Origin of the sequence: Mesorhizobium muleiense (genome assembly GCF_900099905.1) — a bacterium.
Taxonomy (GTDB): Bacteria; Pseudomonadota; Alphaproteobacteria; order Rhizobiales; family Rhizobiaceae; genus Mesorhizobium; species Mesorhizobium muleiense.
The window spans coordinates 35,439-45,700 of the sequence record NZ_FNEE01000035.1; the positions used below are offsets into that span (position 1 = coordinate 35,439).

11 protein-coding genes and 1 tRNA gene are annotated in these 10,262 nt (G+C 61.0%); 8 read left to right on the forward strand and 4 right to left on the reverse strand.

Annotated elements, in window-relative coordinates:
* Positions 1 to 140 precede the first annotated feature (140 nt).
* The 3 genes from fcl (at position 141) to BLT09_RS31675 (ending at position 2,295) form a co-directional block, all read left to right on the forward strand.
* Positions 141 to 1,103, forward strand: coding sequence for a GDP-L-fucose synthase (fcl, locus tag BLT09_RS31665; protein ID WP_091600427.1), 963 nt, complete (start codon positions 141 to 143; stop codon positions 1,101 to 1,103).
* A gap of 518 nt (positions 1,104 to 1,621) precedes the next feature.
* Complete coding sequence (locus BLT09_RS35320; protein ID WP_167366593.1) at positions 1,622 to 1,783, forward strand: type I restriction-modification system subunit M N-terminal domain-containing protein; 162 nt, start codon at positions 1,622 to 1,624, stop codon at positions 1,781 to 1,783.
* Positions 1,780 to 2,295, forward strand: a complete 516-nt coding sequence (locus BLT09_RS31675) for a hypothetical protein (RefSeq protein ID WP_091600416.1) — start codon at positions 1,780 to 1,782, stop codon at positions 2,293 to 2,295. The genes BLT09_RS35320 and BLT09_RS31675 overlap by 4 nt, the downstream gene beginning before the upstream one ends.
* A gap of 296 nt (positions 2,296 to 2,591) precedes the next feature.
* On the opposite strand, the gene BLT09_RS31680 is transcribed toward BLT09_RS31675, so the two are convergent.
* Positions 2,592 to 2,666 (reverse strand) — tRNA-Val (locus BLT09_RS31680).
* Positions 2,667 to 2,784: 118 nt separating this feature from the next.
* On the reverse strand, positions 2,785 to 3,147 hold the full coding sequence (gene cpdR / locus BLT09_RS31685) for a cell cycle two-component system response regulator CpdR (RefSeq protein ID WP_006199474.1): 363 nt from the start codon (positions 3,145 to 3,147) through the stop codon (positions 2,785 to 2,787).
* Between the two features lie 147 nt (positions 3,148 to 3,294).
* Between cpdR and BLT09_RS31690 the strand changes: the two genes are divergently transcribed.
* The 3 genes from BLT09_RS31690 to BLT09_RS31700 all read left to right on the forward strand — a co-directional run bounded on the left by BLT09_RS31690 (position 3,295) and on the right by BLT09_RS31700 (position 6,157).
* The gene (locus tag BLT09_RS31690) at positions 3,295 to 4,251 is read left to right on the forward strand and encodes an N-formylglutamate amidohydrolase (protein ID WP_091600417.1); all 957 of its coding nucleotides are present in this window, start codon (positions 3,295 to 3,297) and stop codon (positions 4,249 to 4,251) included.
* A 468-nt stretch (positions 4,252 to 4,719) separates the two neighbouring features.
* Complete coding sequence (gene hisN, locus BLT09_RS31695; RefSeq protein ID WP_091600418.1) at positions 4,720 to 5,493, forward strand: histidinol-phosphatase; 774 nt, start codon at positions 4,720 to 4,722, stop codon at positions 5,491 to 5,493.
* 121 nt (positions 5,494 to 5,614) lie between these two features.
* Positions 5,615 to 6,157, forward strand: coding sequence for a DUF1579 domain-containing protein (locus BLT09_RS31700; protein WP_236473628.1), 543 nt, complete (start codon positions 5,615 to 5,617; stop codon positions 6,155 to 6,157).
* A 131-nt stretch (positions 6,158 to 6,288) separates the two neighbouring features.
* On the opposite strand, the gene BLT09_RS31705 is transcribed toward BLT09_RS31700, so the two are convergent.
* On the reverse strand, positions 6,289 to 7,263 hold the full coding sequence (locus BLT09_RS31705; RefSeq protein ID WP_091600419.1) for an alpha/beta fold hydrolase: 975 nt from the start codon (positions 7,261 to 7,263) through the stop codon (positions 6,289 to 6,291).
* 561 nt (positions 7,264 to 7,824) lie between these two features.
* On the opposite strand from BLT09_RS31705, the gene BLT09_RS31710 reads away from it, so the two are divergent.
* The gene (locus tag BLT09_RS31710; protein ID WP_023798077.1) at positions 7,825 to 8,289 is read left to right on the forward strand and encodes an Hsp20 family protein; all 465 of its coding nucleotides are present in this window, start codon (positions 7,825 to 7,827) and stop codon (positions 8,287 to 8,289) included.
* A gap of 70 nt (positions 8,290 to 8,359) precedes the next feature.
* Here BLT09_RS31710 and BLT09_RS31715 read toward each other — a convergent pair whose 3' ends face one another.
* The gene (locus BLT09_RS31715; RefSeq protein WP_091600420.1) at positions 8,360 to 9,412 is read right to left on the reverse strand and encodes a threonine aldolase family protein; all 1,053 of its coding nucleotides are present in this window, start codon (positions 9,410 to 9,412) and stop codon (positions 8,360 to 8,362) included.
* Between the two features lie 575 nt (positions 9,413 to 9,987).
* Between BLT09_RS31715 and BLT09_RS31725 the strand changes: the two genes are divergently transcribed.
* Positions 9,988 to 10,262, forward strand: a 275-nt coding sequence (locus BLT09_RS31725; RefSeq protein WP_139172723.1) for a hypothetical protein, incomplete at its 3' end; no start/stop codon positions are given.

The window sequence follows — 10,262 nt, forward strand, 5'->3', positions numbered from 1 at the left end:
CCATACCACAAGAAGAGCTCGCCCGAATCTCCGATTTGGCTTGTCTCGGCAAATCTGTATGCGCTATGCGTCCGACGCAGGACCATCCGGCACGCCGACGCAAGATGGTCATAGCGGCCGTTCTGCATAGGGATACGCCAATGGATTTCGACCTAAGGGGCAAGCGCGTTTTCGTGGCCGGGCATCGCGGCATGGTCGGCTCGGCCATATTGCGAAGGCTGGCGGACGAGGACTGCGAGGTCCTGACCGCATCACGCGATGAACTCGACCTGATGGACCAGGCCGGTGTGCGGCGCTGGATGGCTGGCCACAGGCCGGACGCGGTGGTGATGGCGGCGGCCAAGGTCGGCGGTATCCTGGCAAACAACAGGTTGCCGGTCGATTTTCTGCAGGACAATCTCATCATGCAGACCAATGTCATCGAGAGCGCCTTCCGCAACGAAGTGCAGAAATTGCTGTTTCTCGGTTCGTCCTGCATCTATCCGAAGTTTGCGGCGCAGCCGATCGCCGAGGATGCCTTGCTGACCGGTCCGCTCGAACCGACCAACGAATGGTACGCGATCGCCAAGATCGCTGGGCTGAAACTGTGCCAGGCCTATCGGCGCCAATATGGTGTCGAGTACATCTCGGCGATGCCGACCAACCTCTATGGCCCCGGCGACAATTTCGACCTCTCCACCAGCCATGTCGTGCCAGCCCTGATGCGCAAGGCGCACAAGGCCAAGCGCGCCGGCGACAAAACCCTGGAGGTCTGGGGATCGGGCACGCCGATGCGCGAGTTCCTGCATGTCGACGACGCCGCGGACGCTCTGGTCTGGCTGCTGAAAAACTATGCCGGCGACAGCCACGTCAATGTCGGCTCGGGCGAAGACATCACCATTGCCGAACTGGCCCGCACCATGCTCTCCGTCGTCGGCGCCGAGGCGGCGCTCACATTCGATGCGACGAAGCCGGACGGCACGCCGCGCAAGCTGATGGACGTGTCGCGCCTGCTTGCCACGGGCTGGCGCCCGCGGTACTCGCTTCAGAGCGGATTGGAGCAGACCTATGCGTGGTTTCTCCAGCATATCGAGACGGGCGATCTCCGCCTCGGCGCGGCTTGATCGTCGACGCTGATTGATGCCAGCAAGGCCTCCCGTGTTGGACACCGTCCCACAACGGCATTCGTCCTGTCGTCCTGCATTCGTCGGCTTCTTCGCCAGTACTGATGCGTATGACCTTCACGGAATCACCTCGGCGGTCGCTTTTGGCCATGGGGACCTCTAGGCACGTCGAATCACCTTCTTGCTGTTCTTGCAAATCGAGCAGATGCCGTACTCCTGGACAAAGTCGTTGGTGGTCGCAAAAGCGCCGGTCACTTGCGCCGGGTGCGCCGTGTCGTTGGATAGGCCAACGCCGACCGCGATGCATTTGTTGCACACCGGCTGCGGACGATGCTGCGTAATGAAGTCGTTGATTTTCTGCGGAACCGACCTGCGACCCTCCCTTGCCGCGAAGCGTAGAGGAAGATGTGTCGGATCGCGACAGGCGAGGCATCAAATTTCAAGCTGAAGCACTACCCAATCGTTGCCATTTGTTGACCTCTGGTCTTTAGTTTCCGGCCACAGGTGATTTTGGGGGAATGTCGGGTTTGAACCAGCAGCAGCTTTCGTCGTTCATCTGGTCCGTCGCGGACCTGCTCAGGGGGGACTACAAGCAAACCGACTACGGCAAAGTCATCCTGCCCTTCACAGGCAAGATCGATGTCCGTGAAATCGCGAGCGTAGAACTGGAGCCCGCATGAGCCTCGACAAGATCATTGCATCGATCCCCGGCATGGACGCCAAACGTCGCGCTGAAACGCGGAGCAATGCGGAAAGGAAGCTCGACGATGCGCGTATGGGCGCAGACGCTCGTCGGGTGATTGAGGAATTGGACGCTCAGGAGGCAAGAGAAGCGGCTGCGTTCTCCGATCGCGTGTCGAACCTGCCGGTCGCGAAGCGGGTGGTCGAAGCGTTTTCGTCCATGACTGAAAACGAGCGCAACATCGTCCAGGTGCTGCTCGACCATCCTGGCGAAACGTCTACGGGCCTGAGTAGTGCCTTAGGATGGGGTGGACAGACTTGGCACATGCACTTTGGAGAGATGTGCAAGAAGCGGGAAACGCGTCTGTGGCCTGCTGAGCCGGCGGTAGTCCGCGACGCAAACTTCTACTGCGGTATCCTTGCCAATCTCTCAGCCGACAACCGCTGGACCATCAAGCCGGAAGTGGCGGAAGGCTTCACGGCACTTGGGTTGCGGGCGAACAAGAAATGACTGGGCGGCGGCCGTCTCTTGGCGATGGCCAATGCAAACTCGCTCACCGACATGTTGGATACCGTTTCGGATTCACTTGGAAGAGCGATCCCCCGGGACATCTAAATTCATATCGTCTCGTCGATAAGGCCGAAAAAAAGCTTTGCCGACTTCAATGAGAAGCATTGGCTGGGGCCAAAAAATCAAGCGGCCCCGATTTGGCGTTCTCGAGAATACGGCATTCACACGGTCCAACCAGAAGTGCGCCCGTAAGACGAGGAAATCCGCGGGGCACGAGTGGCGGCGGATTGTCTGGATGGTGGGCGTGACAGGGATTGAACCTGTGACCCCTGCAATGTCAATGCAGTGCTCTCCCGCTGAGCTACACGCCCATCCGAAGCCGCGCATACACCATTTTTGCCACGGCGCGTCAATAGCAGGAAAAGGGAAAGAAAGCTTCGTCTTGCCGCACCGTCGAAGGCGCGCCGGAAGCCGGCGGCGGAAAACGTGTCAGGCTGCCTGCAGCATCTTTTCGACCTCGTTGACGAGGTCGCGCAAATGGAACGGCTTCGACAGCACCTTGGCGTCTTTCGGCGCCTTGGAATCCGGATTGAGCGCAACGGCGGCGAAGCCGGTGATGAACATGACCTTGAGGTCGGGATCGATCTCGGTGGCGCGGCGGGCGAGTTCGATGCCGTCCATCTCCGGCATAACGATATCGGTCAACAGCAGCGAGAAAGGCTCTTCGCGCAGCCGCTCATAGGCGCTGGCGCCATTGTCGAAATCGCTGACCTGGTAGCCGGCACGCTCCAGCGCCTTGACGAGGAACCGGCGCATGTCATCGTCGTCTTCCGCCAGTAGAATGCGTGCCATCTTATCCCGTCCGAATCACCCGCCCGAGACTGCCGTGGGGCAGCCCGTTAACCATCCTGTATATGAGGAGGTGAGGGTAAACATCAAGTGAACGATAAAGGCCCGATCCGGCTTTGACAAAGCGGTCCGGACGCCGAAACGCTGGACATGCGGCCGGCGAGGTGGCACCTTTCAAACCATGATGCATTGGTGTTTCCGGGTACGTTCAAATTGAAAACGGCAGCCGAGGATTTTTCGGTCGTTCCCCCCTTCGAAATCCGGTCGGGCGCCGAACAGCGTGTTCCCTTCCTCTTCAACTCGCCGCATAGCGGCCGTCACTATCCGGACCGGTTCCTGGCCATGGCAAGGCTGGACCGAAACGCCATCCGCCGCTCCGAAGATTGCTATGTCGACGAATTGTTCGGTGGCGCTGTTGCGCTCGGCGCGCCGATGCTGGCGGCAAATTTCCCGCGCGCCTATCTCGACGTCAACCGGGAGCCCTGGGAACTCGATCCGCGCATGTTCGCCGAACCGGTGCCGTCGTTCTGCAACATCCGTTCGGCGCGCGTCGCCGGCGGGCTTGGCACCGTGCCCAAGCTGGTGGGAGAAGGGCTCGACATCTATGCCGGCCGCTTGCCGCTGGCGGAAGCCGTCGCGCGTATCGAGGCCGTCTACAAGCCTTATCACGAGACACTGAAACGGCTTTTGACCAGGACCCATGCGCGGTTCGGCTTTGCCGTGCTGATCGATTGCCATTCGATGCCGGCGAGCATCAGGGTCGGCGACAGCGGTGTCAGGCCCGACTTCATCGTCGGCGACCGTTTCGGCATGTCCGCTGCGGCAGCGTTGACCGAGACGGCGATCGGCCTGCTCATCGGCATGGGCTATACCGTCGCCCATAACAAGCCCTACGCCGGAGGCTTCATCACCGAGCACTATGGCCGCCCCGTGCGCCATCTCCATGCGCTGCAGATCGAGGTCAATCGCGGGCTCTACATGAACGAGCGGACGTTCCAGAAATCCGCCGGCTTCGATGCGCTCGCCGACGATCTGGCGCAATTCTCGGCCGACCTGATGGCAATGCCCGACCACAATTTTATCGATCTGCCGCTTGCCGCCGAATGATTGCCGAAAATCGAAACGAGATCTTGCGCCGGATAAAGGCATCGGCGTGCGGGTCGGGACGCGCAATCGGCTGAGTGCCACGCCGAAAAAAAGACCGCATCGTTTGCACGACACGGTCGAAGTCTAGGGAGGAAACGCCCAAGGAGGGCATGGACAGGAGAACCTGTCCGAGAACAAATCTATTGTGCGATGCACAAATGTCAAGCCGCCGTGCGGCGTTTTTAATTCACTATGATGTGGAAACTGCGTTTCGAGGGCGCCAGCGTTGCATTCGAGCAACAGTCGTCGATGCGCAAAAGTCCCGCACGCCCTTGTTTTGGCGGAAATCCACAGGCAGACGATGGTTCCAGCACGCTAAAGCGCCTCGCGTTTGACCGGACGACGCGCTTTAGGTTGTTGTTTTATGCATGTCGTTATCGCAAAACCGCTGCACACTTTTGCGCGACATGCATTACGCGGGAGAATCAGTTGGACATCAGCATCGATTTCATGCGGCGCATTGCGGATGCCGCCGCAGCCGAAACCTTGCCGCGCTTCCGCAGCCAGGGCGCAGTCGCCAACAAGGAGCAAGGCAGCTTCGACCCGGTCACCGAGGCGGACCGCGAGGCCGAGCGGGTCATCCGGGCGCTTATTTCAGCGGAATATCCCGATCACGGCATCCTCGGCGAGGAGCATGGCAGCGAGAACATTTCCAGCAGGCATGTCTGGGTGATCGATCCGATCGACGGCACCCGTGCCTTCATTTCCGGCCTGCCGGTGTGGGGAACTTTGGTCGGGCTGACGGTCGACGGCGATGCCGTCGCCGGCATGATGTCGCAGCCCTTCACCGGCGAGCTTTTCTACGCCAACGCGTCCGGCGCCCATTATGAAGGCCCGGGCGGACCGCGTAGGCTGACGACACGCAAGACGACAAGCCTCGCCGAGGCGACGCTGTTCACCACCACGCCAGCACTGTTCAAGGGAGACGCGCGCCTGCGCTACGACCTGTTCGAGCGGCAGGTCCAACTCGCCCGCTACGGTACCGACTGCTATGCCTTCGCCATGGTCGCGGCGGGAAGCGTCGACATCGTCGCCGACCCCGGTTTGAAACCCTACGATATCGTCGCGCTGATCCCGATCATCGAGAAGGCCGGCGGCGTCGTCACCACCTTCGAAGGCGGACCGGCGGAAAGGGGCGGCGACATCCTGGCTGCGGCGACGCCGGAGCTTCATGCTGCCGCGATGGCGGCGTTGCGCGGCTGAACCGGCTGGGCAGGTGGCCATTGCCGGACTGAGGGGCTCACGGCGACGACAACCCAATGCTCCTGACGGCAGGGTGTCAGCAGCTCTCTGGTATGGCGATGATGCCAGGGGAGGGAGCCTCATGCCGACGCAGTCAACGACCAGCCGTTCCGAAGATGCTCCAGTGGAAAATGCGCCGGCAGAAAACGCCCTGGGAGATGGGCGGGCCGATTTCGATTTCTTCTTCGGACGCTGGAACGTCAGCCATCGAAGGTTGCAGAAGCGCCTGCAGGGCGACACGAACTGGGACGTGTTTGGCGGGACATGCGAGGTGCGCCCGATCCTTGGCGGGCTCGGCAATGTCGACGACAATGTGATTGAATTGCCCGGCGGCGCCTATCGCGCCGCCACGCTGCGGACGTTCGATCCGGCGACGAGACAATGGTCGATCTGGTGGATCGACGGCCGCAACCCGGCGACCATCGAAATTCCGATGCGCGGCGCCTTCGAAGCAGGCGTCGGCACGTTCCTGTGTGAAGACGTTTTCGACGGACGCGCTATCCAGGTTCGCTTCCTGTGGTCGCGGATCACTGAAAAATCGGCGCGCTGGGAGCAGGCTTTTTCAGCGGATGGCGGCAAGACCTGGGAGACCAATTGGATCATGGATTTCGCCCGGCAAGTGTAGGCCGACGATCGACCTGGAAGGCATTTTTTCAAGCCAGGTTCGTTTCCAGGCCAAGTCATTCTTCAAGCCAAGTCATGGATTTCAATGATTTGGAGCGGTCTTTTGCGCGTCCGGAGGAGCACGGCACTCAATCAGGCGTTGTCGTCGCTTCCCGGGATGAAGGCATCGAAGGCGGCAAAGAACTGCTCGCGATAGAAGTCGGTTTCCTGCAATATTTCATGGCGCGCGCCATCGATCACCAGCAGCGAACCGAGACGCAGGCCTCTGGTGTAGGTTTCCACCGCTTTCGTCGAGACGACCTGGTCGGCGCCGGCGGCGACCACCAGCAAGGGAACCCGGATCCTGGCCATGAAGTCGGGATCGCTGATGACCTCGGAGGCCTGCGCCGCCGCTTTCAGCCAGCGGATCGTCGGGCCGCCGAGCGCCAGTTGCGGATAGGTTTCGTAGAGCAGCGTGTTGCGCCGATACCGCTCCGGATCCGAAGTCACCTTGTTGACGGCAAAGGGTATGGTTTTTCTAGGCCGCGGACCCCAGGCGGCGTAAAGCTTGCCAAGGCCCAGCAGACAGAACAGCGAGCAGAGGCGGCGAACGGTGGTTGTCGAGACCGGCAGGTCGGGCACTGCCAGGAAGGGCGCGATCAGCACCATGCGCCGTACGCGGTTCACCATCGACGGCCCGGCAAGCAGCGTGATCACCGCCCCGGCCGAATGGGCCAATATGTAATACGGCCCCCGGCAGTCGGGCAGCACGATCTCCTCGAAGAACTGTTCCAGGTCGCCGGTGTAGTCGAAGAAACTGCGGACATAGCCGCGCTCGCGATCGCTGATCAGCCGGTCGGAACCGCCCTGGCCGCGCCAGTCAAAGGTGGCGACGCCAAAGCCGCGGTCGGCGAGATTGCGGATGGTCTCGAAATACTTTTCGATGCACTCGTTGCGGCCGGTCAAGAGGACCACGGTGCCCTTCATCGGGCGGGCAACGGCGGCAAAGAGGCCATAACGGATCTTCTTGCCGTCGCGCGCGGTGAAGAAACCACCGGCCGCATTTTCCGGCAGCGGATTGCCCGGAATTTCGCGGAAGAGGGGAATTTTGTCGAGGAGGTCCGTCATTCGGCGCTGCGTTTTATGTGTCGCTGCCTGCATGGCGCAAGCTGTGGTAGGCATAGACGCCCCATGCAGCAAAAGCAAAGGGCAGCAAAAGCAAAGGAATTCCGGACGCGTTGGAAAGGCTGAACGAGCCAGCCGGCGAGTGAGGCCGAAAGCAGCTTGCGGCATGCTTCCGGCCCCCCGTCGATCCGGGAGGAAGGGACGTTACACCCGGTCGGCCCCGTTGCGGCATCTCGCGCATAACCGCGAAAACCGCAGCCGATTTCGCCGTGAATCATGCGCAATCAAAGTGTTACAGCTTCCTTTTGCATGTCCGAGAGGACGCGCGACGCCGTAACCGCCGCCTGTTCCTTGATCCTGGAAGCAGTCTAGCGCGACTTAGCTGAACGTCCGCCGAAGCCGCGGTTCATCTGCCGTTCATCGAGGCGGCAGAATCTTGAAATGCCTTCTCGTGCTCCCCAAATGTCTGCTGCGGCCGCCAATGTCGGGGCCGCTGGCCCATCCGGAACGCCGTCACGGGTTTCGCACCGGCCATACGTTTGTTGCTCAACAGGAGAACACACTATGCGTCACGTTGATTTTTCCCCGCTCTATCGTTCGACCGTCGGTTTCGACCGGCTGTTCACCATGCTCGATTCGCTTGCGCAGCCGGAAGGTGCACAGACCTATCCGCCATACAACATCGAGCGCACCGGTGAGGATTCCTATCGCATCTCGATGGCGGTCGCCGGCTTCTCGGACGATGAGCTCTCGATCGAGGCTCACCGCAACGTTCTGACAGTCAAGGGTGAGCGCAAGGAGGGCAATGGCGAAGGCTCCGAACTGCTCTATCGCGGTATCGCCAGCAGGGCCTTTGAGCGCCGCTTCCAGCTTGCCGACCATGTTGATGTCGTCGGCGCCTCGCTGAAGAACGGCCTGCTCTTCGTCGACCTCAAGCGCAATATTCCCGAGGAACTGAAGCCGCGGAAGATCGCGATCACCGCGTCTTCGGCGAAGGCCAAGCAGATCGAGGCCAAGACCACCGCGTAAGCTGCGTCACAAAGACGACCTAACAGACGAGGGCGGCGCCTGGCGCCGCCCTTTTGATGGATAGGTGCCGCTATCCAGCAATTAGCTCGCCAAAGCGGTCGACCTCTTCGGCCGTGGTCGCAAAGCTGGTGACGAAACGATAGAGCGCTTCGTCCTCGCCGATATGGCCATCAAAGTCGTGCGGCTTGTGCCAGTCGTAGAAGGCGGCACCGGCCAAATGCACCCGTTCAGCCTTGGCCTTTTTCATCACTGCGAACACTTCGTTGGCTTGCGGCAGCCAGGCCAGACGCGCCGACGCGGAATCCTCGATCAGTGCTGCGAGGCGTGCTGCCATGGCGTTGGCATGCCGCGCCGTGTCGAGCCACAGGTGGTCCTTGAAATAGGCTTCGAACTGCGCTGCGATGAAGCGCGATTTCGAGAACAATTGCGCCGCGCGCTTGCGCAGGAAGGCCAGTTCCCTGGCGCGGTCGAGGTCGAACAGCACGATAGCCTCGGCGCACCAGCAGCCGTTCTTGGTGCCGCCGAAAGAGAGGATGTCGACGCCGCCCTTCCAGGTCATCTCCGCCGGTGTTGTTTCGAGCGCGACCAGCGCATTGGCGAAGCGGGCGCCATCCATGTGCAGGGGCAGTTTGTGATGCTTGGCGATCGCCGAAATCCTGGCAATTTCGTTCAGTGTGTAGATGGTGCCGACCTCGGTCGACTGGGTGATCGACACCGCCATCGGGCGCCCGGAATGGACGATTTCTGGCGCGAACCGGCCGACCGCCCTGTCCAGCCTATTCGGATCGATCTTGCCCAGCGCACCGTCGACGGCATGGAGCCGTGAGCCGCCGGTAAAGTATTCCGGGGCGCCGCATTCGTCCTCGATGACATGCGACTCTCGATGGCAGAAGGAAATGCCGCCCGATTTGTTGTAGGCGGTCAGCGACAGGGAATTGGCGGCGGTGCCGGTGGCCACGAAAAACACCGCGACCTCGCGCTCGAAGATTTTGTTGAAGCGCTCGTATGCGGCCTCGTCGAGGGCGCCGTCGCCATAGGCGGTGGAAAAGCCGCCGGCATGGGCCGACAGGCCCGCGGCGATGCTGGGATGGGCGCCTGCCCAATTGTCGGAAGCGAAATTCATGCGTTTGCCTGTGCTGGGAAAATCAAGGTGACCTTGGCCGCTTTCGCATGCCGCTCGCAAGTGCCAAGTGCCGGAAAAGCGGTAAAGCCAGCGAGAGGCCGGGGACCTAAAGCGCGTCGCGTTCGGCCGGCCTCATGCGACGCGCTTTAGGTTGTTGTTTTCATGCATGTCGTTATCGCAAAACCGCTGCACACTTTTGCGCGACATGCATTAAGGCGGACGACTGAAGGTTGCGTTTTGGCGGAGTGGCGCGTAATTTTCTGTCTCTAGATGCCCATGATTGTTGTGAATCGGTCTTGTGCGCATCCGCAATTTCTGTCATAAAAATTTAGGACAGTAGTGCTGTCTTATTTTGTCGCACAAAACAGGCTGGATTGGCGTATCATTGGGCCTCTCCGGCCATTGCCGCGAGCGACAGGTAGACAGCCCGGCTCTGGCCTGTACGATTGCCGGATGCGAACCAGGCCGCCTGGTTCTGCAAGGATTTCGCAAGACGTGCCGCAAGGATGAGAGGGAAGCTCATGCGCTTCCCAACGGAAACCAGCGCCCGAAGGGCTGGCATGGAGGACAGGACGATGACGGAAGTGACGCCATCTGCGACGAACGGCCCGGCCGCGCAGACGAAAGCGCCAGCCGTCAAAAATCCGTCCATCGCCACTGGCCTGACCAAGATCGGGCGGACCCCTACCGGGTTCGCCGCCCACGGCCTCTACGATCCGCGCAACGAGCACGATGCCTGCGGCGTCGGCTTCATCGTCAATATGAAGGGCGTCAAGTCGCATCAGATCGTCACGGACGGCCTGGCGGTGCTCGAAAATCTGACGCATCGCGGCGCCGTCGGCGCCGACCC

Coding starts and splice junctions, on each gene's coding strand:
- fcl (WP_091600427.1), top strand. CDS start 141: ATGGATTTCGACCTAAGGGGCAAGCGCGTTTTCGTGGCCGGGCATCGC.
- BLT09_RS35320 (WP_167366593.1), top strand. CDS start 1,622: ATGTCGGGTTTGAACCAGCAGCAGCTTTCGTCGTTCATCTGGTCCGTC.
- BLT09_RS31675 (WP_091600416.1), top strand. CDS start 1,780: ATGAGCCTCGACAAGATCATTGCATCGATCCCCGGCATGGACGCCAAA.
- cpdR (WP_006199474.1), bottom strand. CDS start 3,147: ATGGCACGCATTCTACTGGCGGAAGACGACGATGACATGCGCCGGTTC.
- BLT09_RS31690 (WP_091600417.1), top strand. CDS start 3,295: ATGCGGCCGGCGAGGTGGCACCTTTCAAACCATGATGCATTGGTGTTT.
- BLT09_RS31700 (WP_236473628.1), top strand. CDS start 5,615: ATGCCGACGCAGTCAACGACCAGCCGTTCCGAAGATGCTCCAGTGGAA.
- BLT09_RS31705 (WP_091600419.1), bottom strand. CDS start 7,263: ATGACGGACCTCCTCGACAAAATTCCCCTCTTCCGCGAAATTCCGGGC.
- BLT09_RS31710 (WP_023798077.1), top strand. CDS start 7,825: ATGCGTCACGTTGATTTTTCCCCGCTCTATCGTTCGACCGTCGGTTTC.
- BLT09_RS31715 (WP_091600420.1), bottom strand. CDS start 9,412: ATGAATTTCGCTTCCGACAATTGGGCAGGCGCCCATCCCAGCATCGCC.